Source organism: Mesorhizobium sp. M4B.F.Ca.ET.017.02.2.1, assembly GCF_003998955.1.
Classification (GTDB): domain Bacteria; phylum Pseudomonadota; class Alphaproteobacteria; order Rhizobiales; family Rhizobiaceae; genus Mesorhizobium; species Mesorhizobium abyssinicae.
The window spans coordinates 1-21,483 of record NZ_RZOF01000031.1 but is presented as its reverse complement, the minus strand read 5'-3'; the positions used below and the strand labels follow the sequence as shown (position 1 = coordinate 21,483).

Annotated in this window: 22 protein-coding genes; 11 read left to right on the top strand and 11 right to left on the bottom strand. The window is 65.4% G+C overall.

Annotation, left to right across the window (positions count from 1 at the left end; genetic code table 11):
* The 3 genes from EN738_RS06630 to EN738_RS06620 all read right to left on the bottom strand — a co-directional run bounded on the left by EN738_RS06630 (position 1) and on the right by EN738_RS06620 (position 3,162).
* Positions 1 to 936, bottom strand: coding sequence for a carbohydrate ABC transporter permease (locus EN738_RS06630; protein ID WP_127283001.1), 936 nt, complete (start codon positions 934 to 936; stop codon positions 1 to 3).
* A complete protein-coding gene (locus EN738_RS06625; RefSeq protein ID WP_127283000.1) occupies positions 929 to 1,822 on the bottom strand; it encodes a sugar ABC transporter permease in 894 nt (297 codons plus the stop codon). Before EN738_RS06625 ends, EN738_RS06630 begins: the two co-directional genes overlap by 8 nt.
* Positions 1,823 to 1,923: 101 nt before the next feature.
* Positions 1,924 to 3,162, bottom strand: a complete 1,239-nt coding sequence (locus tag EN738_RS06620) for an ABC transporter substrate-binding protein (RefSeq protein WP_126058246.1) — start codon at positions 3,160 to 3,162, stop codon at positions 1,924 to 1,926.
* Positions 3,163 to 3,569: 407 nt separating this feature from the next.
* Here EN738_RS06620 and EN738_RS06615 point away from each other — a divergent pair, with 407 nt between their 5' ends.
* Positions 3,570 to 4,607, top strand: a complete 1,038-nt coding sequence (locus tag EN738_RS06615; RefSeq protein ID WP_127282999.1) for a LacI family transcriptional regulator — start codon at positions 3,570 to 3,572, stop codon at positions 4,605 to 4,607.
* A 127-nt stretch (positions 4,608 to 4,734) separates the two neighbouring features.
* Here the strand turns inward: EN738_RS06615 and gndA are convergent, their stop codons facing one another.
* From gndA to EN738_RS06580, 7 genes are all read right to left on the bottom strand, one after another.
* Positions 4,735 to 6,156, bottom strand: a complete 1,422-nt coding sequence (gene gndA / locus EN738_RS06610; protein ID WP_127282998.1) for an NADP-dependent phosphogluconate dehydrogenase — start codon at positions 6,154 to 6,156, stop codon at positions 4,735 to 4,737.
* Between the two features lie 93 nt (positions 6,157 to 6,249).
* Complete coding sequence (locus tag EN738_RS06605; RefSeq protein ID WP_127282997.1) at positions 6,250 to 7,881, bottom strand: copper resistance CopC/CopD family protein; 1,632 nt, start codon at positions 7,879 to 7,881, stop codon at positions 6,250 to 6,252.
* Between the two features lie 56 nt (positions 7,882 to 7,937).
* Positions 7,938 to 8,459, bottom strand: a complete 522-nt coding sequence (locus EN738_RS06600) for a YcnI family protein (RefSeq protein ID WP_127282996.1) — start codon at positions 8,457 to 8,459, stop codon at positions 7,938 to 7,940.
* A 32-nt stretch (positions 8,460 to 8,491) separates the two neighbouring features.
* Entirely contained in the window at positions 8,492 to 9,037 is a 546-nt protein-coding gene (locus EN738_RS06595; RefSeq protein WP_127282995.1) for a copper chaperone PCu(A)C, read from the bottom strand.
* 103 nt (positions 9,038 to 9,140) lie between these two features.
* Positions 9,141 to 9,491: a DUF2946 family protein gene (locus tag EN738_RS06590; RefSeq protein WP_127282994.1), complete on the bottom strand. Its 351-nt coding sequence runs from the start codon at positions 9,489 to 9,491 to the stop codon at positions 9,141 to 9,143.
* Positions 9,492 to 9,640: 149 nt separating this feature from the next.
* The gene (locus EN738_RS06585; protein ID WP_127282993.1) at positions 9,641 to 10,543 is read right to left on the bottom strand and encodes a GntR family transcriptional regulator; all 903 of its coding nucleotides are present in this window, start codon (positions 10,541 to 10,543) and stop codon (positions 9,641 to 9,643) included.
* Positions 10,544 to 10,600: 57 nt separating this feature from the next.
* Positions 10,601 to 10,810, bottom strand: coding sequence for a hypothetical protein (locus EN738_RS06580; RefSeq protein ID WP_127282992.1), 210 nt, complete (start codon positions 10,808 to 10,810; stop codon positions 10,601 to 10,603).
* On the opposite strand from EN738_RS06580, the gene EN738_RS06575 reads away from it, so the two are divergent.
* The 7 genes from EN738_RS06575 to EN738_RS06545 all read left to right on the top strand — a co-directional run bounded on the left by EN738_RS06575 (position 10,791) and on the right by EN738_RS06545 (position 19,303).
* Complete coding sequence (locus tag EN738_RS06575; RefSeq protein WP_127282991.1) at positions 10,791 to 12,296, top strand: altronate dehydratase family protein; 1,506 nt, start codon at positions 10,791 to 10,793, stop codon at positions 12,294 to 12,296. The two genes, EN738_RS06580 and EN738_RS06575, sit on opposite strands and share 20 nt — an antisense overlap.
* Positions 12,297 to 12,409: 113 nt before the next feature.
* Positions 12,410 to 13,408, top strand: coding sequence for an aldo/keto reductase (locus tag EN738_RS06570; RefSeq protein ID WP_127282990.1), 999 nt, complete (start codon positions 12,410 to 12,412; stop codon positions 13,406 to 13,408).
* 318 nt (positions 13,409 to 13,726) lie between these two features.
* On the top strand, positions 13,727 to 14,722 hold the full coding sequence (locus EN738_RS06565; RefSeq protein ID WP_127282989.1) for an ABC transporter substrate-binding protein: 996 nt from the start codon (positions 13,727 to 13,729) through the stop codon (positions 14,720 to 14,722).
* Between the two features lie 147 nt (positions 14,723 to 14,869).
* The gene (locus EN738_RS06560) at positions 14,870 to 16,423 is read left to right on the top strand and encodes a sugar ABC transporter ATP-binding protein (protein WP_127282988.1); all 1,554 of its coding nucleotides are present in this window, start codon (positions 14,870 to 14,872) and stop codon (positions 16,421 to 16,423) included.
* Positions 16,420 to 17,385 (top strand): ABC transporter permease, encoded by a 966-nt coding sequence (locus EN738_RS06555; protein WP_127282987.1) that lies wholly within the window; start codon positions 16,420 to 16,422, stop codon positions 17,383 to 17,385. Before EN738_RS06560 ends, EN738_RS06555 begins: the two co-directional genes overlap by 4 nt.
* Before the next feature lie 66 nt (positions 17,386 to 17,451).
* Positions 17,452 to 18,468, top strand: coding sequence for a zinc-binding alcohol dehydrogenase family protein (locus EN738_RS06550; RefSeq protein ID WP_127282986.1), 1,017 nt, complete (start codon positions 17,452 to 17,454; stop codon positions 18,466 to 18,468).
* Positions 18,469 to 18,472: 4 nt separating this feature from the next.
* Positions 18,473 to 19,303 (top strand): amidohydrolase family protein, encoded by an 831-nt coding sequence (locus EN738_RS06545; protein WP_127282985.1) that lies wholly within the window; start codon positions 18,473 to 18,475, stop codon positions 19,301 to 19,303.
* Here the strand turns inward: EN738_RS06545 and phnF are convergent.
* Positions 19,300 to 20,049 carry a phosphonate metabolism transcriptional regulator PhnF gene (gene phnF, locus EN738_RS06540; protein ID WP_127282984.1) on the bottom strand — a complete coding sequence of 250 codons (750 nt, stop codon included), beginning with the start codon at positions 20,047 to 20,049 and terminating at the stop codon, positions 19,300 to 19,302. The genes EN738_RS06545 and phnF overlap by 4 nt on opposite strands.
* Before the next feature lie 135 nt (positions 20,050 to 20,184).
* Here phnF and phnG point away from each other — a divergent pair, with 135 nt between their 5' ends.
* From phnG to EN738_RS06525, 3 genes are all read left to right on the top strand, one after another.
* A complete protein-coding gene (gene phnG, locus EN738_RS06535) occupies positions 20,185 to 20,646 on the top strand; it encodes a phosphonate C-P lyase system protein PhnG (RefSeq protein WP_127282983.1) in 462 nt (153 codons plus the stop codon).
* The gene (phnH, locus tag EN738_RS06530) at positions 20,646 to 21,251 is read left to right on the top strand and encodes a phosphonate C-P lyase system protein PhnH (protein ID WP_127282982.1); all 606 of its coding nucleotides are present in this window, start codon (positions 20,646 to 20,648) and stop codon (positions 21,249 to 21,251) included. The genes phnG and phnH overlap by 1 nt, the downstream gene beginning before the upstream one ends.
* A gap of 1 nt (position 21,252) precedes the next feature.
* On the top strand, positions 21,253 to 21,483 hold a 231-nt coding region (locus tag EN738_RS06525; protein WP_189605766.1), incomplete at its 3' end, for a carbon-phosphorus lyase complex subunit PhnI.

Here is a 21,483-nt window from a genome sequence, read left to right as displayed (position 1 = left end):
TCATCCTTTCACCGCGCCGGCGGCGATGCCGCGTACGAAAAGCTTGCCGGAAATGAAGTAGACGATGAGCGGCACGAGGCCGGTCAGGATGGTGGCGGCCATGTTGACGTTGTACTCCTTCACGCCCTGCACCGAATTGACGATATTGTTGAGCTGCACTGTCATCGGGTAGGTGTCTGGGCGGGTGTAGACGACGCCGAACAGGAAGTCGTTCCAGATGCCGGTGACCTGCAGGATGACGGCGACGACGAAGATCGGCAGCGACATCGGCAGCATGATGCGCAGATAGATGCCCCAGAAGCCGGCGCCGTCGACGCGCGCCGCCCTGAACAGCTCTTCCGGCATCGAGGAGAAATAGTTGCGGAAGAGAAGCGTCAGGATCGGCATGCCGAAGATCGAATGCACGATCACCAGACCGCTCAGGCTGCCGTACAGGCCGATCTCGCGCAGGATGATGACGATCGGGTAGATCATCACCTGATAGGGGATGAAGGCGCCGACGATGAGGATGACGAAGAAGGTGTCGGCACCCTTGAAGCGCCAGTTGGCCAGCGCGTAGCCGTTTACCGAGGCGATCGCGATCGACAGGATCACCGAGGGGACGGTGATGCGCACCGAATTCCAGAAGCCGCGCGAGAGCCCGTCGCAATTGAGGCCGGTGCAGGCCTGGGACCACGCCTTGACCCAAGGCTCGAAGGTGATCTCCAGCGGCGGCGAGAAGATGTTGCCGAGGCGGATCTCCGGCATGCCCTTGAGCGAGGTGACGACCATCACATAAAGCGGCAGGAGGTAGTAGACCGCCACCACGATCAGCGTGCCATAGAGGAAGATGTTGCGGCGCGAGAACACGTGCCGCGGCTTCGGGCCGCTCGGTCCCGTGGCTTCGCGCCTGAGGGCATCGGCGGTGCTGGGCAGGGGGATGGCAAGCTCAGACACGCTTCTTGCCTCCGAATTCGAGATAGGCCCACGGCACGATGACGATCACCACCGACAACAGCATCATGGTCGATGCGGCAAAGCCCTGGCCGAGGTTCTGGGCGAAGAACATGTAGTCGTAGACGTATTTTGCCGGCACCTCGGAGGCGATGCCGGGCCCGCCGCTGGTCTGGGCCACCACCAGGTCATAGACCTTGACGATGCCGGCGGCGATAATGACCAGCGTGGTGATGAAGACCGGCCGCATCATCGGAATGACGATGAACAGATAGGTCTTCCACATCGGGATCCCGTCCACCCGGGCTGCCTTCCAGATATCCTCGTCGATACCGCGCAGGCCGGCGAGCATCAGGCACATGACGAGCCCGGTGCCTTGCCATAGCGCCGCGATCGAAATGCCGTAGATGACGATGCTGGAATTGTAGAGCGGATCGAAGCTGAAGCTTGTCCAGCCGAGGCCTCGCACCACGCCCTGAATGCCGAAGTCCGGATTGAGCAGCCATTGCCAGACGAGGCCGGTGACGATGAAGGAGAGCGCGAAGGGATAAAGGAAGATGGTGCGGAATGTGTCCTCGAAGCGGATTTTCTGGTCGAGCAACGCGGCGAGGATGAAGCCGATCGCCAGCGAGAACACCAGCGAAATGACGCCATAGATCAAGAGGTTCTCGATCGAGATCAGCCAGCGCGGCGTCGCCCACAACCGGTAATACTGGTCGAGGCCGACGAAGTTTAGCCGCGGCAGCAGTTTCGAGTTGGTGAAGGAATAGAGCACCGTCCATGCGGTGCCGCCGACGAAAACCACCAGCGCGGTGAGGATCATCGGGATCGAGGCGACCTTCGCATTGAGGTTGCGGAAAAGCTGGTTGGGGCGTTCGCTCTTGCTCATCTCGACGGCCGGGCTGGGGCAATGACGACATCACGCTCCTGACCCCGGATAGGCTGGGGCCAGGAGCTGGCGGGGGCGCCGTAAACAGTCGGCAAAACCAATCAGTCCGCCGAAGCGATGATGTCGGCGAAACGCTTCTGCGCGTCTTCTACGGTCAAGTCCGGCTTGGCGAAGAATTCGGAGAAGAGATCCTCCTTCTGCTTCTGGCTGTCCTGCGACATCAACTGGTCGGTCCAGGGCATGACGCTGCCCTTGGCCAGGATGTCGAGGCCCTTCTTCATGCAGTCATTCGCCGCTTGCAGGTCGACGTCGCCGCGCACCGGCAGCGAGCCCTTCTTCAGGTTGAAGGCAACCTGCGTCTTGGGATCGAGCAGCGTTTCGGCCAGTACTTCCTGCGCCTTGGACTTGTCGGCGTCCTTCAGCAGCGGGAAGTAGAAGGCATCGCCGCCGGTGGCAATCACCTCGTTCAGCCCAAGGCCCGGAAGGCAGGTATAGTCCTTGCCGGCGGTCTGGCCGGCGACCTGGAATTCGCCCTGCGCCCAGTCGCCCATGATCTGGCCACCGGCCTTGCCGGTGATGACGAGATTGGTTGCCTGGTTCCAGTCCTGCACATTGGTGTTCTTCGCCATCTTGCGGGCATCGTCCGCGGCCTTGAACACCTTGGCGACCTCGGGCCCGGCGGCGAATTTCGCGTCTTTGTCCTTGTAGACCTTGAGGAAGGTATCGGTGCCGCCGACAGCCGCGAGCAGCACGTCGAAGGCGCCGGACGCCTGCCAGGGTTGCCCACCGACGGCGAGCGGGATGATGCCTGCCTTCTCCAGCGCAGGGGCGGCCGCCACATATTCATTCCAGTTCTTCGGCACCGGCACGCCGGCCTTTTCGAAGGCCGCGTTCGACAGCCACAGCCATTGCCAGGAATGGATGTTGACCGGCACGCAATAGATCTTGCCGTCGATGGTGCAGCTGTCGAGCAGGCTTTTCGGCCGCACGACTTCCGTCCATTTGCCCTTGGTGGCGATATCGGTGAGGTCGCGCATCAGGCCGGCCTGCACCAGCTCTTCCGCCTGCCTGCCGTGGTTGAACTGGGTGGCGCCCATCGGGTCGCCGCCGGTGATGCGGCTGATCATGATCGGCCGCGCCGTGCCGCCGGAACCGGCGATGGCGCCGTCGACCCAGTGATTGCCCGTTGCGTCGAAGGCCTTGGCCAACTCGGCGACAGCCGCCGCTTCGCCGCCGGACGTCCACCAATGGGTGACTTCCAGATCGGTCGCGGCCGCCGGACCGGCGAACTGCAGCGCGGCCGTCGCCGCCAGCGCAGCAGTCAGGATTTTGTATCGCATTTCGGTTCCTCCCAAGAATCTGAAACGTTACAGATTTTCGATACGGCAATTGCACGACATGCGCAACCCCTCACGCAAACGCCGTTTCGATATTTTTCGGAGCGCGAACAAAATAGTTCCGCCGGGCACGAGTTTGTGCACCGCAATACGCAAAGCTGCGCTGCAAAACGCTGGAAGCTGGCAAAAAATTGCCCGAAACGCCTTTCGCGCTGATTCCCAACGACTTTCCGAGCCGGGAGAGCACGCCAGGAAAAGGCAGACCAGGGGCCGGCACAGACAACGGTCGTGACAATCTGTAACGTTTCAGTGTATGGGGGTTTTTGTTGGGACGGGGAGCTGGCCGCCCGACGATAGCGGCGATTGCCGGCCGGCCCGGCGACTGCTATGCGCCTGACGGGCGGGACGATATGGACAGGGACCAGACGGACAGGGATGGCGAAGCGCCGGCCAGGCCGACGCTGAAGACGCTTGCCTTCATGACGGGGCTGGGCGTCACCACCGTGTCGCGCGCCTTGAAGGATGCCCCCGAAATCGGCGCCGAGACCAGGCGGCGCGTGCAACTCGTCGCCAGGCAGATAGGCTACCGGCCGAACCGCGCCGGCGTGCGCCTCAGGACCGGCAAGACCAATGTCATCAGCCTTGTGCTCAACACCGAGCGCGAGATCATGAGTTTTGTTTCGGACATCATCTACGGTGTCTCGGAGGTGATCGCCGACACGCCCTATCACCTGATCGTCACGCCCTATTCGCGCTCGCAGGATCCGCTGGATCCGATACGCTACCTGGTCGAGACGGGCTCGGCTGACGGCATCATCATTTCGCGCACCCAGCCGGACGATCCGCGCGCCCGCTACATGCTGGAGCGCGGCATTCCCTTTGCCACGCACGGCCGCACCGACATGGGGCTCGTGCACCCCTACCATGATTTCGACAACTACGCCTTCGCAGGCGAGGCGGTGCGCTATCTCGCCGGCATCGGCCGCAGCCGGCTCGCCCTTGTGACGCCACCGGTCGGCCTCACCTACTATGGCCATACGCTGAACGGCTTTGCCGATGCGCTGAGTGAAGTCGGCGCCAGCGAGGTGCCGTTCAACACCGTGTCCATCGACCAGTCGATCGAGCAGATCAGGATGCGGACGGCGCAGCTGATGCAGCGCCGGGACCGGCCGGACGGCTTCGTCAGCAGCGCCGCCGCGGCGACGCTCGCCGTCGTCGCCGGCATCGAGGATGCCGGCCTGAAGCTCGGCCGCGACGTCGACGTGGTGTCGAAGCAGTCGTCGGAACTGCTGCATCTGTTCCGGCGGGAACTGCTGGTCGTCAACGAGAACTTCCGCCTCGCCGGCTCCGAGCTGGCCCGCTCGGTGCTCGGCTGGATCGGCGGCGCCGAACCCGGCTCGCTGCAATCGCTGAGCAAGCCGAGCGAGGTTCTGCCCTATCGCGGCTGATTGGCGCGACTTGAGAGACAGGTCAGGCCGAGTCGAAGACGGGCGCGAAGCGACCAAACTGGGTGGCTTCCGAGAACCGGAGTAGAAGCGCAGGAGGCCGCCATTTGCAGGCCGGCCTTACCTGCCCTTAGGCCGCGCCGCTGCAGGGTCCATGGAACGCGCCCTGCTCGCCGATGCGCTCGAAGCCGTGCGCGCCGAAGAAATCGCGTTGCGCCTGGATCAGATTGGAGGTGCCGCGCCCCTGGCGGTAGCTGTCGAAGTAAGCGAGTGCCGACGACAGCGCCGGCACCGGCGAGCCGGCTTCCGACGCCCGCGCCACGATCCTGCGCAGTGAAGGATGCGCCTCCTGCATCATGGCGATGAAGGCCGGCGCCATCAGAAGATTGGTTGACGCGCTACCAGAGCCGAACGCTTCGGCCATCGTGTCCAGCATCTGCGAGCGGATGATGCAGCCGGCGCGCCAGATCTTGGCGATGGTCGGCATCGGCAGGTTCCAGTTGAATTCCTTCGAGGCGCCGCTCATCACCGCGAAACCCTGCGCGTAGGCGGCGATCTTGCCGGCGAACAGCGCCAGCTCCAGATCCTTGAGCAGGGCGGCCTTGTCGCCGGCGATCTTGGCGACGCCGATATTGCCATAGGCCTTTTCCGCTGCCTGCCGCTCATCCTTGATCGACGACAGCACGCGCGCCGCAACCGCCGCTTCGATCGCGGTCGCCGGAATGCCGAGCTGCTGCGCCTCGATGACCGACCATTTGCCGGTGCCCTTCTGGCCGGCGCGGTCGAGGATGATGTCGACCACCGGCTTGCCGGTCTTCGGATCGTCGGCGGCCAGCACCTTGGCGGTAATTTCGATCAGATACGAATTGAGCCGGCCCTTGTTCCAGTCGGCGAAGACGGCGCCGATTTCTTTCGGGCCCAAGCCGAGGCCGTCGCGCAATATGCCGTAGATCTCGGCGATCATCTGCATGTCGGCATATTCGATGCCATTGTGGATCGTCTTGACGAAATGGCCGGCGCCGTCGGTGCCGAGCCAGGCGGCGCAGGGCTCGTCCTTGAACTTGGCGGAGATCGCCGTCAGCACCTTCTCGACGCGCTTCCAGGAGTCTTCCGTGCCGCCGACCATGATCGACGGGCCATGGCGCGCACCCTCCTCGCCGCCGGACACCCCCATGCCGATGAAGGTCAGGGCCGAGCCGGACAATTCGGAGAAGCGCCGCATCGTGTCGCGGAAATTGGCGTTGCCGGCATCGATGACGATGTCGTTGTCGGACAGCAGGCCGCGCAGCGCCGCGATCTGCTCGTCGACCGGCTTGCCGGCCAGCACCATGATGATGATCGGCCGCGGCGGCCGGATCGCGGCGGCGAGTTCCTCCAGGCTGTAGCAGGGCACAACCATGTCCTTCAGCGGCCCGGCGCTCTCGACGAAGGCGTCGGTGCGCGACGCGGTGCGGTTGAAAACGGCGATGCGGTGCCCATGCTCGGCGATGTTGAGCGCCAGGTTGGAGCCCATCGTGCCAAGGCCGATCAGGCCGATTTCGGCTTTTTCCATCGTTTCTTCCCTGCTTCCGGATTTTGTTGAGCCGCGTTTTGCCGGGATGATTGACGGGCCTTTGCGATGGCGTCAACCGCCTCGAGCAATTTGTCACTCGGCGCGGATGTCGATCGGCGCCTCTATCTTCACCACCTCGAAATCCGAAACCAGAATATCGAGCCGCGCCGTCCAGCGGCCGGGAACCGGGATGATCAGGTTGTCGACGCGCCATGTGCCGTCGCCCGGCTTCGTCGCCGGCCGCTTGATCGGCTCGATGCCGGAATCCGGCTTCGACAGCACCAGCGTCACCGCCTTGGCGTCGAGCGGCCCGAAATCGCCGCTCATGATCACCATCGACGCGGCGACCGGCCCGGCATGGCCGGGCGTGATGCTGAGATCGGCCATCGCTTTCAGCGTGTGGATGTGGATCGACACCGGCTGCGCGGCGGCGATCGCCAGCGCGCGCGGCGGCGGGGTGAAACGCCAGCCGGCGGCGACGGCGAAAATGGCGACCACGATCAGCACCTCGGCGCCGATCGAGCGCGCCAGCCGCCGCTGCACCTCGGTGGCGCCGGCTTCGGCCGGAGCCGTCAGCGTCCAGCGGTTGACCGTGGCGAGCGTGAACAGGAACAGGAGCAGCACCAGCTTGACCAGCAACAGCCTGCCATAGGCGGTGCTGACCAGCGCCGACGGCGCCTGCACCTGGATGACGGCAAGCACGATGCCGGCGGCGGCAAGCACGGCGACGACCGGCAGGATCGCACGCGAAAACCGATGCAGGAAAGCCCCGGCATCCTTCGACTGCTGCCTCACCGAAAGCCCGAGCGGCACCAGCGCGCCGGCCCAGAAGGCGATGCCCGCGCCGTGCAGGAACACCATCGGCCGCGTCAGCCATTGTGGTTCCGCCGCGCTGGCATGGCCGCTGGCGGCGAGCGCGGCGCCGACGCCGGCCAGTCCGGCAAGGGCAAGCGGCATGCGGCCGCCGCGCGGCCCGGCCAGCGACAGCAGGCCGAGACCGAGCGCGATCAGCGCGATCAGAACGGTCCAGCCGAAGCTGGTGGCGAACGCGGTCTGCCAGACCACCGGCTGCGCCAGCCGTGCAAGCGGCGCGCCCAGCGCATCGAGCCCCTGCAGCCCAAGCGACATTGGCGCCGCCGCCAGGCCACACAGGATCGCGTCGATGACGAAGCGCCGGCCGCAGCGTTGGTCCTCGGCCAGCCAGGCAAGCGCGAAGGCGCCGCCGACACCAAGAAACAGGCCAACATAGAGCAGGACCTTGCCGATCCAGATGGCCGACCGCAGGTGCCAGTCGACCGCCTCCCCAGCCACCGGTGGAGCGCTCGGCGCGCCGATGGAGAAGAGCACGGAGCCACCGACCGGATGGCCGTCCTCCGAAATCACCCGCCAGCTCAGCACATGCGTGCCGGCTTTCAGCGTCTCGGGATTGTCGATCTCGATGGTCTGATCGTCGAGCCGGTAGGACGTCAGGACAAGCTGAGTGCCGTCCGGCCGCACCAGGTTGAGCACCAGCGGCGACACCGGCTCGCTGAAGCTCAGCGAGAATCTTGCCGGGCTTTGCGCCAGCACCGCGCCGTCCACGGGATCGGCGTCGATCAGCGTCGCATGCGCGAAGGCGCGGTCCGGCAGCGCCATAGCCGTAAACAGCAAGATGACGGCCAGAAGCCGGGCAAAAAGCCGGGCGGCTCGCCAGTCGTCGATGCAGGTCCTTGTGGAAGCGCTCATGCCACCATCTCGAAGCAGGCGGCGCGCGCCCTGGAACGGAGCGCGCCGCCAGGAGATCATTTCTTCGGCAGCAGCTTGATGCCGGGCGCCGGATTTTCCAGCTCGTCCTCCTCCTGCCCCGCGGCCGGTATCTCGATCCAGCGCGCCGCAGCGCCGCCGTCGCATTCCTGCACGACAGGGAAGTAGAGCATCTGGCCGACAGGCGGATCCGCCGTCAGATTGGCTCTGAAGACGAACTCGTCATAGAATTCGTCCGGCAGATTGCCGCCGCTCCAGTCGACCTCCTTGACGCCGGTGGTCAGCGTCTCGCCATAGAGCTGGTAGGACTTCTCGTACTTGCCTTTCTTGGTCTGCAGCGTCCAGCCGGGTTTCGGCATCGGCTTCACCGAGATCACCCCTTCTGGAATCTGCACGCGCACGGCGGTCGTCGCCTTGCCCTCGCAGCCATGTGGCAGTCGAAGCACCGCCTTGTAGGTAGAACCGACAGGCGCTTCCTGGGTTTCCAGCGTGACGTGCGCCAGCGCCGCATCTGTCCCGAGCGAGAAAAGCACGCCGGCCGTCAAAAGATACTTGTTCATGATTGTCCCTCGAAGTTTGTGTGATTGCCGGGTCACTCGGCGTGGTCCATGTCGGTGTCACCGGTTTCACCCATGCCTTCGACTTCGAACTCGACGGTGACGCTGCCGGCCTTCTCGAAGGTGAGCGTCGCCGGGAATTTTTCGCCCTGCTTGGGCTGCCGCTTCAGCCCAACGAACATCAGGTGATAGGCGCCCGGCTTGAGCGCCACCTTGCCGCCGGGCGGGATTTCGAGGCCGCCGCTGACTGGGCGCATGGTCATGACGCCGTCCTTGACGCCCATCTCATGCAGTTCGGCCTTCTCCGAAATGTCGGAGGCAATCGCCAGCAGCCGGTCCGGCGAGCTGCCTTTGTTGATGATGGTGAAATAGCCGCCGGCGACCTTGGCGCCGGCAGGCGTGGCCCGCGACCAGGGATGCTCGATTTCGAGATCGCCGGCCTTGAATTCATGCGCGAAGGCGGCGCGAGCGCCGACGAACAGCATGGCGAGGGTGGAAAGGAGGATGCCGAGGCGCTGCCAGCGCCGGGATCGGTTGCTGCGGCCAGACGCGCTGGCCTGCGTTGCGGTAAAGGAAAACATGGTTGCTCCATGATGCGGTGATCGCACCGCCGCGACGCCGCGGACGGTCCGATAGTTGGATGAATGCGCCCGCGAAAGGTTCCGCGAGACGAGCCGGGACGGATCAGGCCGTCGCTGGCGGCGCGCGCGGGTTCGATGGAGAGCGATCGCGGGCGAAATCGACATGGGTGAAGGCCGGCGGCGCGAACACCACGGCCTGGAGCACGAGGCTGCGGGCGAGAACACCGGCATCGGGCGGCGGCGCGTGGGCCGCGGAAACCATGCTACAGCCAAGCACGCAGCAGGCCGGCATGTGCTGCCGGTGCGGATCGCTGCCGGGAAGCTGGGCAGCGCCCTCATGCGTGCAGATGACATTGCCGAAGGCGTCGAGCTGCGCGGCGGCTGGCCCGGCCGCGAAGGCGCCAAGCGCCGACTGGAGCAAAAGCATCAAGGCCGCGACGAACGCGACCCTCATGCTCCATCGACTCCGCCGGATGTCCAAGCTCTGCCTCTCCACGCAGCAACGGCAGATACCTAGCATGCGGCCAACCGAGCGAAAATCGCCAAATCACGGCTGCGGCAACGCGGCGCGACCAATGCGTATCGCCGTGACCCCGGCGCGGCTCAGGCGTGTTGCGGCTGCCGCCCTTCGGGGATCGAGGTCAGCAGTGTCTGGCGCGCCGACTTCAGGTGTTTGCGGCAGGCGGCGTCGACCCTGCCGAGATCGCGCGATTTCAGCGCCGCGATATAGGCCAGATGTTCCTGGACGGCGACCTCGTTGCGCTCGCGCTCCTGCGCCTTGTTCCACTGGTAGTGATAGTGGAAGATCATGGCGATGACGTCGTAGAAGTCGACGATGAAGCGGTTGTGCGAGGCGCGGTGGATCAGCCGGTGGAAGCGCTCGTCCAGCTCGGAAAACGCGGTGAAGCGCGTGGCAATCTCGCGCGCCAGCTGGTGGTGCTCATCCTCCAGCCGGTCGAGATCGGCCCAGACCGGGCTCTCCTCGGGCAGGGCGGCAAAAGCGGCCGCCGAGCGCAGCTCGAACATCTCGCGGATCTCGGTCAGCTCGATCGCGAAAGCCCGGGTAAAACCCTTCAGCACCCAGTGGCTGTTGCGTCGCTTCTCGATCAATCCGAAGCGGGAGAAGCGGATCAGGAATTCGCGCACGCTGGTGGTGCCGACGCCGATCTCGCGCGCCAGCTCCAGCTCGTTGATCTGCATGCCGGCCTCGGCGCCGCCGGCAAGCAGCCGGCGCATGAAGGAGCGCTCGATGATCTCGGCCAGCGTGTCGGTCTCCTCCTCGGGGAAGAAGTCGTCCGGCCGCGGCGCCCTGAGCACGGTCTTGCTACGCTTGTTCCAGGCGATCAGACCGGTTTCTTCCATGCGCGCCAGGATGCTGCGCACCGTGGTGCGGCTGACGCCGAGCAGCGTGCCGAGCTCCGGTTCCGACGGCAGGCTCTGCGTCTCGTCGAGCAGCCTGAGGCAGCGGTTGTAGGCGTCCTTGTAGACGTTGTTGCTTTTTGACATCCCCCGCCCCGTTGCGCGCCGGCGCTTGCAGCGGTCGGCCTGAAGCGCGATATGGTCCTAACGCATGCTGCCGTAAAGCGGAATCGCTTTCAGACGCCGGCCGGCTGGCCTTCGCATCCGCAAGCGCGCGGCGCTCTCGCGAAAAAACAATTGACGCAAAAATGTTTTTTCACGATAAAAGACATTATCCATTAACTGACGCGTGTCAATCCGCCCACGCACCCAGGAACATCCCAGGAAACCGCCCGTGAACGCCGCAAACAGCATCCTCCTGTCTCCCGCCGACAATGTCGCGGTCGCCAATGGCCGCATCGAGATCGGCGCGGCGCTGCCGGGCGGCGCTGTCGCCGTCGCGGTGATAGAGCCTGGCCACAAGGTGGCGATCAAGCCGATCGCGACCGGCGAGGCGGTTGTGAAATACGCGCAGGCGATCGGCCGCGCCACGCAGGACATCGGACCCGGCGAACATGTCCACTCGCACAATCTGATCTTCGAGAGCGGCCGCCTGCCGGTGGTGCCGCCGAGCGAAGCCGAGCACGCGACCGAGGCCGACCGCGCCCGCACCTTCATGGGCTATCGCCGCGCCGACGGCCGCGCCGGCACCCGCAACTTCATCGGCATCATCGCCAGCGTCAATTGCTCGGCCACCGTCTGCCACGCCATCGCCGACGAGGCCAACCGCACGCTCTTGCCGAAATACCCGGGGATCGACGGCTTCGTGCCGATCGTGCATGGCCAGGGCTGCGGCATGAGCGGCACCGGCGACGGCATGATGGTGCTTCACCGGACACTCGCCGGCTATGCCCGGCATCCGAATTTCGGCGGCGTGATGATGGTCGGGCTGGGTTGCGAGGTCAATCAGTTGACCCTCTACGGCCAGAAGGGCGTCGCCGCCGGCAAGCGGCACTTCAACATCCAGGACGCCGGCGGCTCGCGCAAATCGGTCGAGAAGGCGATGGGCGTGCTCGCCGAGATCGCCGAGGAGGTCGGTCGCCTCGAGCGCGAGCCGATCCCGGTCAGCGAGATCGTCGTTGGCCTGCAATGCGGCGGCTCCGACGGCATGTCCGGCATCACCGCCAACCCGGCGCTGGGCGCGGCCGTGGACATCCTCGCCGGCGTCGGCGGCATCGGCATCCTGTCGGAGACGACGGAGATCTACGGCGCCGAGCATCTGCTCGCCTATCGCGCGGCAAGCCCCGAGATCGCGGCCAAGCTCGACGGCTATGTGAAGTGGTGGGAAGACCACGTCGCCAAGCACGGCGCCTCGATCGACAACAACCCCTCGCCCGGCAACAAGCGCGGCGGCCTGACCACCATCCTTGAGAAGTCGCTGGGCGCGGTCGCCAAGGGCGGCCAGACGCCGCTCAACGGCGTCTTCGGCTATGCCGAGAAGGTCACCGGCCACGGCCTGGTGTTCATGGACACGCCAGGCTACGACCCGGTCTCCGCCACCGGCCAGGTGGCGGGCGGCGCCAACGTCATCGTCTTCACCACCGGCCGCGGCTCCTGCTTCGGCTGCCGGCCGACACCGTCGATCAAGGTCGCCACCAACTCGACCATGTACCACCAGATGGAAGAGGACATGGACGTCAATTGCGGCGTCATCGCTTCCGGCGAGAAGACCATCGCCGGCATGGGCCGCGAGATCTTCGAGCTCATCGTCGAGACGGCGTCCGGCCGCAAGACAAAGAGCGAGGCCTTCGGCTACGGCGACAACGAGTTCGTGCCCTGGCACCTCGGCGCGACGCTCTAGACATCAACTCGAGCAATTCCAGGAAAAGGCGTGAAGCGGTTTTCCGTCCGGGATTGCGTCAAAACAAACAAGACATCGGCCGGCTGACGGATAGCCGGCGCGGGAGGCTTTGCATGAACAAGCGCCGGATCGGCACCACTGCGCTCGAAGTCAGCGAGATCAGCTTCGGCGGCGCCGCGATCGGCGGGCTCTACCGGGCCTGTCCGCGCGAAGCGGCGATGGAAACGCTGCAGACGGCCTGGGACGGCGGCCTGCGCTATTTCGACACCGCGCCCTTCTACGGCTTCGGCCTGTCGGAGCGCCGGACCGGCGATTTCCTGCGCCAGAAGCCGCGCTCGTCCTACGTGCTGTCGACCAAGGTCGGACGCCTGTTCCGCCCCGTTCCGGCCGACCAGGTCCCCGACCATTCCTACGTCGATCCGCTGCCCTTCGCGCTCGACTACGACTATTCCTATGACGGCATCATGCGCTCGGTCGAGTTCAGCTATGCGCGGCTTGGGCTGAACAGGATAGACATCCTGTTTGTCCACGACATCGGCACCTACACGCATGGCGTCGAGCAGACGAAGCTGCATTTCCGCCAGTTCATGGATGGCGGGTTGAAGGCGCTGGAGGAGCTGAAGTCGTCCGGCACGATTTCCGCCTATGGGCTTGGCGTCAACGAGGTGCGCATCTGCCTCGATGTGCTCAGCCGGGCACCGCTCGACTGCATCCTGCTCGCCAGCCGCTATTCGCTGCTCGACCGCAGCGCCGAGGCCGAACTGCTGCCTCTCTGCCGGCGGCGCCAGACGTCCCTGATCATTGGCGGCGTCTTCAACTCCGGCATTTTGGCGACCGGCCCCGTGCATGGCGCGCATTTCGATTACCAGCCGGCGAGCAAGGATATCCTCGACCGCGTCGGCGCCATGGAGCGGATCGCGGCCGATGGCGGCTACCCGCTGGCGGCCGCCGCCTTCCAGTTTCCATTGCATGAACCGGTCGTGGCCTCGGTCCTGACCGGCACGGCCAAGCCGGCCAACCTGACGCGCAATCTGGAACTGCTCGACGTCGAGGTGGCGCCGGCGGAATACGCCAAATACGATCCCTATACGGTGGTCCAGGAACTCGGCTGATAGGCGGAGCTCCTGCCCGGCTCCCTGCGCTACATGGGCCGGGGGAGTTCACGATCGAGAGAGAACATACATTCCATATTGACACATGGGTGGAATTAATATTCCATCTCAAATTCGGGAGGATCGGAAGCGTTCGAACGCAGCGACGGCAAACGCAAAGGCCGTCGCGCAGACGTGACGAAACAGCACTTGCGTCGACGGGGTCGATGCACTATCAACAAACGGCAAATGTTTTTTATTGATAAAGTTCTGTTTGGGCCGCGCCTATCCGAACGGAGCTTCCGTAACCTTCACCGGGCGATCTAGGGAGGAACCCTCATGAAATTCGTGACCAGCATTCTCAACCGCCGCGCTTTCGTCGCGCTCGCCGCCGCCTCGATGCTCGCCGGCGCGCTGCACACGGCGCCGGCCTCGGCGGCGGACGTGACCATTCCGATCATCGTCAAGGACACCACGTCCTTCTACTGGCAGATCGTGCTCGCCGGCGCCCGCAAGGCCGGCAAGGACCTCGGCATCAACGTGCCGGAGCTTGGCGCGCAGGCCGAGACCGACGTCAACGGCCAGATCTCGATCCTCGAGAATGCCGTCGCCGGCAACCCGGCCGCCGTCGTCATCGCGCCGACCGAAGCCAAGGCGCTCGGCAAGCCGATCGACGAGGCCGCCACCAAGGTCAAGGTCATCGGCATCGACTCCGGCGCCGACTCCAAGGCCTTCACCTCGTTCCTGACCACCGACAACGTCCAGGGCGGCCGCGTCGCCGCTGACGGACTTGCCGCGGCCATCGGCGAGGCTAATGGCGGCAAGGTAGAAGGCAAGGTTGCGCTGATCACCGCGCTGCCGGGCGCCGGCTCGCTCGAGCAGCGCGCGCAGGGCTTCAAGGAACAGCTCAAGGCGAAATATCCCGGCCTTGAGCTGATCGCCGACAAGTATGCTGACGGCCAGGCCACCACCGGCCTCAACATCGCCACCGACCTGATCACCGCCAACCCGGACCTGAAGGGCATCTTCGCTTCCAACCTGATCATGGCGCAGGGCGTCGGTCAGGCGATTGCCGAGAACAACCTGGCCGGCAAGGTCGGGCTGATCGGCTTCGACAGCGACGAGAAGCTGATCAAGTTCCTCAATGACGGCGTCATCTCCGGCCTCGTCGTCCAGGATCCGTACCGGATGGGCTATGACGGCATCAAGACCGCGCTCGCCGCCTCCAAGGGCGAGAAGGTCGAGGCCAATGTCGACACCGGCGCCAACCTGGTCACCAAGGCCAACATGAAAGAGCCGAAGATCGACGCGCTGCTCAATCCGAAGCTCGACTAAGCATCGCGATAGGCGCACTGTTTCCGGGGCCTCGCTGCCCCGGAAACACCAGCACATCCGGGGATCCGCTGGCTTGAACCATCCTTGACGATGCGGCTGCGCCGCATCGTTGCGTGCCAATCTTGAGGCCAATCTGGGAGGATTGTCATGACGTCGACGGCGCAGGACCTGCACCCCGCCCCCACGCTGGAGCCCGGCAGGACGATCCTAGAACTGCATGGGCTTGAAAAGCGATATCCCGGCACGCACGCGCTGAAGCCGGTCAACCTCGCCTTCAAGTCCGGCGAGATCCACGCCATCGTCGGCGAGAACGGCGCCGGCAAATCCACCCTCATCAAGCTTCTCACCGGCGTCATGCCGCGCACCTCCGGCGACGTCATCTGGGAGGGCAAGCCAGCGGCGCTGGCGACCCCGCACGAGGCGATGGCGCTCGGCATCAATGCCGTGCACCAGGAGGTCGTGCTCTGCCGCCACCTCACCGTCGCCGCCAACATGTTCCTCGGCGAGGAGGATTCCCGCTTCGGCATCCTGCAGCAGCGGGCCATGGTCAAGGAAGCGCAGAAGATCATCGACGGTCTTGGCTTCGACCTGCCGGCGCATGTCGTGCTCGGCGATCTCACCATCGGCCAGCAGCAGCTGATCGCCGCCGCCCGCGCCACCGTGCGCGGCACCAAGTTCCTGATCTTCGACGAGCCGACGGCCTACCTCACCCGCAAGGAGGCCGACCAGCTTTTCAAGCTGATCCGCCGGCTGAAGGGCGAAGGCGTCACCATCATCTACATCAGCCACCGCATGGAGGAGGTGTTCGAGCTCGCCGACCGTGTCTCGGTGCTTCGCGACGGCACCCTGGTCGGCACCCGCAACATCGCCGAGACCAGCGAGCCGGAGCTGGTCAAGCTGATGATCAACCGCTCGATCGAGCAGATCTACCACAAGGAACATTTTACGCCGGGCGCGACCATCGTCGAGACACGCAACCTCTCCGGCAAGGGCTTTGAGAATGTCTCGTTGACCGTCCGCGCCGGCGAGATCGTCGGTCTCTACGGCCTGATCGGCGCCGGCCGCAGCGAATTCGTCACCACCCTCTACGGCCGCCATCGGAAATCGGCCGGCCAGATCCTGTGGGAAGGCAAGGAGGTGCAGGTCAACTCCGAGCACGATGCTATCCGGCTCGGCATGGCGCTGGCACCGGAAAGCCGCCGCGACCAGGGCCTCTGCCTCAACCTGCCGGTCGGCCTCAACCTCAACCTGCCGATCTACAAGCGCATCTCGAACAATCTCCTGATCTCCAACACGCAGGAGAAGGTCGAGGCCGATCGCCAGATCGCCGGCCTGAGGATCAAGACGCCGACGCGCAACGCGCTCGCCTCCAGCCTGTCGGGCGGCAACCAGCAGAAGATCGTCATCGGCAAATGGCTGGCGCATGGCGCCAAGCTGTTCATCTTCGACGAGCCGACGGTCGGCGTCGATGTGGGCACCAAGGCCGAGATCTACCGCCTGTTCTCGACGCTGTTGTCCAACGGCGCCGGCATCATCCTGATCTCCTCCTATCTGCCGGAGGTCTATGAGCTCGCCGACACGCTGCATGTGTTCCGGCGCGGCAAGCTTGTCGCCACGCACGGCTTCCGCACCGCCGACCACGAAGACATTCTCTCTCAGGCGCTCGCCGAGAAACAAGAAAAACAGGGAGGACAGAAATGAGCACCGAGGCGATCGCGGCCGAAAAGCCGAAGCGCAACTATAACGCCCTGTTCGGGCTGACGCTGCTGGCGCTGCTGGTTCTGTTGTGGGTCATCCTGTCGGTGTCGACGCAGAGCTTTGCCTCGGCCAACAACATCTCCAACCTGCTGCGCCAGGGCTCGATGATCGCCATCCTGGCGGTCGGCCAGACTTTCGTCATCATCACCGGCGGCATCGATCTTTCGGTCGGCGCCGTGGTCGGCTTCGCCACCGTCATCACGGCGATGCTGATCAATGCCGGCGTGCCGGTCTTCGCCGCCATCCTGATCACCTTGCTGGTCGGCGTCGCCATCGGCTTGTTCCACGGTTTCGGCATCGTCAGGATGGGCCTGCCGCCCTTCATCATCACGCTCGCGACGCTGACCTCGCTGCGCGGCATCGGCCTGTTGATGACCAACGGCAATTCGATCTCGATCAACAACGACGCATTCCAGGAATTCTCGCGCAACTCCTTCGTCGGCATCCCCAACCTGTTCTGGATGGTGATCCTGGTCGGCATCCCGGCCTACATCTTCCTCCACCACAGCCGCTGGGGCCGCTACCTGTTCTCGGTCGGCTCCAACGCCGAGGCCTCGCGCCTGTCCGGCGTCAATGTCCAGCGCACCATCTACATGGCCTATACGCTGTCCGGCCTGTGCGCCGCCTTTGTCGGCGTGTTGCTCGCGTCGCGCATCGGCATCGGCAATCCGACCCAGGCCGAGGGCTGGGAATTGCAGGCGATCGCCTCGTCGGTGATCGGCGGCACCTCGCTGTTCGGCGCGGTCGGCTCCGTGCACGGCCCGCTGCTTGGCGCCTTCATCCTCGCCACCATCAACAACGGCGCCAACCTTTTGAACGTCAACGCCTTCTGGCAGCGCATCATCACCGGCGTGCTGATCATCGTCATCGTCTATTTTGACGGGCTGCGCCGCCGCGGCAAGTAAGTTCCCTCCCAGTGCCGCTGGCCCCGCGAAAGCGAGGGCCGGCGGCATAAACAATTGGATTGAAGCATGAAAGCAGTCGTCTGCCGATCGCCCGGCGAGCTCGTCCTCGAAGACCGCGCCGAGCCCGGCGCGCCGCCCGCCGGCTGGGTGCGGGTGGCGGTCAGCCATGTCGGCATCTGCGGCACCGACTACCACATCTTCGAGGGCAAGCACCCGTTCCTCGCCTACCCGCGCATCATGGGCCACGAGGTCTCCGGCACGGTTGCCGAAACCGGCGAGGGCGTCGCCCTGAGCGTCGGCGAGGCCGTCATCATCAACCCCTATCTGGCTTGCGGCAAATGCATCGCCTGCCGGAAAGGCAAGCCGAATTGCTGCGTCAGGATCGAGGTGCTCGGCGTCCATCGCGACGGCGCCATGTGCGAGGAGATCCTGGTGCCGGCGCAGAATCTTTACCCGGCAAACGGCCTGTCGCTGGCCGATGCCGCCGCCGTCGAATTCCTGGCGATCGGCGCGCATGCGGTGCGCCGCGCGCTGACCGAACCCGGCGCCCGCGCGCTGGTCATCGGCGCCGGCCCGATCGGACTTGGCACGGCGCTGTTTGCCCGCATCGCCGGCCTCGACGTCAGCCTGCTCGACATGAGCAGCGAGCGCCTTGGCTTCGCCGAAAGCGAGCTTGGTTTCGCCGCGCTCGACGGCTCGCGGCAGGCGGCGGCCGATCTGGTGCGGAACGCGACCGATGGCGAGGGCTTCGACGTGGTCTTCGACGCCACCGGCAACACGCAGTCGGTGCAATCGGCCTTCGCCCATGTCGCGCATGGCGGCAGCCTCGTGCTGGTCAGTGTCGTCAAGGACGACATCATCTTCTCCGACCCGGAGTTCCACAAGCGCGAGATGACGCTGATCGGCAGCCGCAATGCGCTCCGCGCCGATTTCGACCATGTCGCCACCTCGATCCGCAACGGTGCGGTGCCCATGGCAAAGCTCGTCACCCACCGCACGAGCCTTGCGGGCACGCCGCGTGATCTCGCAAGATGGGCGCATGAGAAATCCGGTCTGATCAAGGCCGTCATCGAGATCGGGTAGGACAATGCAGAGGATCGACGCGCACCAGCATTATTGGCAGATCGCGCGCGGCGACTATTTCTGGATGGGGCCGCACGTCGCGCCGATCATGCGCGACGTCTTCCCGGCCGACCTCGCGCCGCACCTCCAGGCCGCCGGCATCGCCCGCACCGTCGTCGTCCAGGCGGCGGCGACTGTCGCCGAAACCGAATTCATGCTCGACCTCGCCGACAGGGACGACAGCATCGCGGCCGTGGTCGGCTGGGTCGATCTCGAAGCCGACGATGTCGAGGCGACGCTGCGACGGCTGGCGGCGCGGCCGAAATTCCGCGGCATAAGGCCGATGCTGCAGGATATCGACGACACCTTCGACATTTTGAAGCCGAAGCAGCTCGCCGCGCTGAAGCTCTTGCCGAAACTCGGCCTGCGTTTCGACGCGCTGGCGCAGCCGCGCCATTTGCCGGTGGTCGCCGCACTCGCCGACCACATGCCTGACCTGCCGATCGTCGTCGACCACGCGGCAAAACCCTTCATCGCCAAGGGCATCCTAGAGCCCTGGGCGAGCGACATGGCGGCGCTGGCGAAGCGGCCGTCGGTCGTCTGCAAATTCTCCGGCCTGGTCACCGAGGCCGGGCCGAACTGGTCGGTCGCCGGCCTCAAACCCTATGCCGATCATCTCGTTGCCTGCTTCGGGCCGGACCGGCTGATGTTCGGCAGCGACTGGCCGGTGTGCGAGCTCGCCGCCACCTACGAGAATTGGCTGGCCGCCGCGAAGGAGCTTTTGGCAGGCCTTTCGCCGGCGGAGCAGGACGCCGTCTTCGGCGGCACCGCCGCACGCTTCTACGGCATCGGCTAGTCATTGGCCGACAGTTTGAGCTCCACCCGCTCCGCCGGAAACCGCGACTCGGAAAACTGGATCGGCTGACCGTCGAGCGTGACGTTGACCGCGACCGTCACCAGCACGATGGCGCCGGGCTGCAGGTCGAGATCGGCAAGATCGGCGGCATCGGCATGGCGCGCCGACAGCACCGTCGATTGCCTGAGATAGTCGTTGATGCCGAAGCGCCTGAGCGATGCGGTGACCGATCCCGTCTCCGCCATGGCGGCATCGATGCCGGCGAAGCGCCTGGCGTCGAACCAGGCGGTGGCGCGCGACACCGGATGGCCATCGGCTTCGCCGCGCGTCTCCAGGCGGAGCACGGCGGCTCCCCTGGCGAGCTTCAAGGCATCGGCGATGCGCCGGCTGGCCGGCTCGACCGATGAGGCGAGTAGCGCAATATGCCGCTCGCTCGTCTGCCCCTGCAGGCCCGTCGAAAAGCGCGTGCGGGCGCCGATCGGGTAGGAGAGCCGCTTGCGCGATAAGACGAAGGTGCCGCGCCCCTGCTCGGCCCTCAGCACGCCCTCTTGCACCAGCGCCGCGATGGCGCTGCGCACCGTATGGCGATTGACACCATAACGTTCGGCAAGCGCCATTTCCGGCGGCAGCGCCGCACTCTCGGCAAAGTCGCCGGCCGCGATCCCTTGCAGGATCCGGTCGGCGATCTGCCGCCACAGCGAAACGCCGCTGCGCCGCTCGATGCTGGCTGCCTGCTGCCCACTCATGTCAGCCCCCGGGTTCACCGCCCAGACTTTTCGCCGATGTCATCCAGCCGTCATGGACTCGCGCTAGCTAATGCGTATAATTTGTATAGTTGTCTATATCAATAGACAAATTTAGGCAATCGACGGAGTGCTGCCATGCGAGGACAGGAAGCGCGCGAGCAGGCCGGGCGCAAGGCGGCGATGGCGACGCTGGCGCAGTCCGCCGGCGACGAGCTCGCCCGGCTTTGGAACGAGGCCGGCCTGCCCCTGGAGGCCGAACTCTTGCGCGGCCCCGAAACCGGCCTGGTGACGGTGCGCGGCCGCATCGGCGGCGGCGGCGCGCCCTTCAATGTCGGCGAGGCGACGGTCACCCGCGCCACGGTGCGCCTGCCCTCCGGCCAGGTCGGCCATAGCTATGCGCTCGGCCGCGACAGGCAGAAGGCGAAGCTGGCCGCGATCGCCGACGCGCTCTGGCAGGACCCGGCCCATCGCGAAATTGTCGAGACCAGGGTCATCGCGCCGCTGCGTACGGTGCTTGCCGAGGCGCACGAAAAACGGCGCGCCGAGACAGCGGCGACGAAAGTGGATTTCTTCACCATGGTGCGCGGAGAGGACTGATGGAGACGCAAGCGATCGAGGGCGGCTTCGCCGATCCGGTCTTCAATGCGCAGACCGTGTTTCGCGCCGTCATGGACGCCATGGCACGGCCGGGCAGCATAGAGCCGCTGCCGGCCCTCGCCCGCCCGCCGGCGCCGCTGTCGGCGACATCGGGCGCCGTGGCGCTGGCGCTCTGTGACAACGACACCCCGCTCTGGCTCGATCCTGCCTTGCAGGCCGAAGCGCCGGTCAGATCCTGGCTCGGCTTCCACACCGGCGCGCCGCTCGCCAACACGCCGGCCGACGCGCATTTCGCCATCATAGCCAGGCCGGCCGAGATGATGGCGCTGGATGGCTTTTCGCAAGGCACGCAGGAATATCCCGACCGCTCGACGACGCTGATCCTCGTCGTCAGCGATCTTGCCTCGGGCGTTCCCCTGCTGCTCGAAGGCCCCGGCATCGAGAAGATGGCGATGCTCGCGCCGGCCGAGATGCCGCGCCACTTCATCGAGCAGTGGAAGCAGAACAGCCAGCGCTTTCCGCGCGGCGTCGACATCATCCTGGCAGCACCGGACGGGGTCGCCTGCCTGCCGCGCACCACGCGCATCAAGGCGATGGAGGCCTGATATGTATGTCGCGGTGAAAGGCGGCGAGGCCGCGATTGCCAATGCGCACCGCCTGCTCGCCGATCGCCGTCGCGGCGACCGCTCGGTGCCGGCGCTGCGCCTCGACCAGGTCGTCGAGCAGCTGGCGCTCGGCGTCGACAGGGTGATGAGCGAGGGTTCGCTCTACGACCGCGAGCTGGCAGCGCTTGCCATCGTCCAGGCGCGCGGCGACATGATCGAGGCGATCTTCCTC

Excerpts from the sequence above, each read along its gene's own strand:
- EN738_RS06580 (WP_127282992.1), bottom strand. The coding sequence starts at position 10,810 with ATGCTGTTTGCGGCGTTCACGGGCGGTTTCCTGGGATGTTCCTGGGTG.
- EN738_RS06615 (WP_127282999.1), top strand. The coding sequence starts at position 3,570 with ATGGACAGGGACCAGACGGACAGGGATGGCGAAGCGCCGGCCAGGCCG.
- phnG (WP_127282983.1), top strand. The coding sequence starts at position 20,185 with ATGCGAGGACAGGAAGCGCGCGAGCAGGCCGGGCGCAAGGCGGCGATG.
- gndA (WP_127282998.1), bottom strand. The coding sequence starts at position 6,156 with ATGGAAAAAGCCGAAATCGGCCTGATCGGCCTTGGCACGATGGGCTCC.
- EN738_RS06605 (WP_127282997.1), bottom strand. The coding sequence starts at position 7,881 with ATGAGCGCTTCCACAAGGACCTGCATCGACGACTGGCGAGCCGCCCGG.
- EN738_RS06560 (WP_127282988.1), top strand. The coding sequence starts at position 14,870 with ATGACGTCGACGGCGCAGGACCTGCACCCCGCCCCCACGCTGGAGCCC.
- EN738_RS06570 (WP_127282990.1), top strand. The coding sequence starts at position 12,410 with ATGAACAAGCGCCGGATCGGCACCACTGCGCTCGAAGTCAGCGAGATC.
- EN738_RS06590 (WP_127282994.1), bottom strand. The coding sequence starts at position 9,491 with ATGAGGGTCGCGTTCGTCGCGGCCTTGATGCTTTTGCTCCAGTCGGCG.
- EN738_RS06565 (WP_127282989.1), top strand. The coding sequence starts at position 13,727 with ATGAAATTCGTGACCAGCATTCTCAACCGCCGCGCTTTCGTCGCGCTC.
- EN738_RS06555 (WP_127282987.1), top strand. The coding sequence starts at position 16,420 with ATGAGCACCGAGGCGATCGCGGCCGAAAAGCCGAAGCGCAACTATAAC.
- EN738_RS06600 (WP_127282996.1), bottom strand. The coding sequence starts at position 8,459 with ATGAACAAGTATCTTTTGACGGCCGGCGTGCTTTTCTCGCTCGGGACA.
- EN738_RS06625 (WP_127283000.1), bottom strand. The coding sequence starts at position 1,822 with ATGAGCAAGAGCGAACGCCCCAACCAGCTTTTCCGCAACCTCAATGCG.
- EN738_RS06620 (WP_126058246.1), bottom strand. The coding sequence starts at position 3,162 with ATGCGATACAAAATCCTGACTGCTGCGCTGGCGGCGACGGCCGCGCTG.
- EN738_RS06595 (WP_127282995.1), bottom strand. The coding sequence starts at position 9,037 with ATGTTTTCCTTTACCGCAACGCAGGCCAGCGCGTCTGGCCGCAGCAAC.
- phnF (WP_127282984.1), bottom strand. The coding sequence starts at position 20,049 with ATGAGTGGGCAGCAGGCAGCCAGCATCGAGCGGCGCAGCGGCGTTTCG.
- phnH (WP_127282982.1), top strand. The coding sequence starts at position 20,646 with ATGGAGACGCAAGCGATCGAGGGCGGCTTCGCCGATCCGGTCTTCAAT.
- EN738_RS06545 (WP_127282985.1), top strand. The coding sequence starts at position 18,473 with ATGCAGAGGATCGACGCGCACCAGCATTATTGGCAGATCGCGCGCGGC.
- EN738_RS06585 (WP_127282993.1), bottom strand. The coding sequence starts at position 10,543 with ATGTCAAAAAGCAACAACGTCTACAAGGACGCCTACAACCGCTGCCTC.
- EN738_RS06550 (WP_127282986.1), top strand. The coding sequence starts at position 17,452 with ATGAAAGCAGTCGTCTGCCGATCGCCCGGCGAGCTCGTCCTCGAAGAC.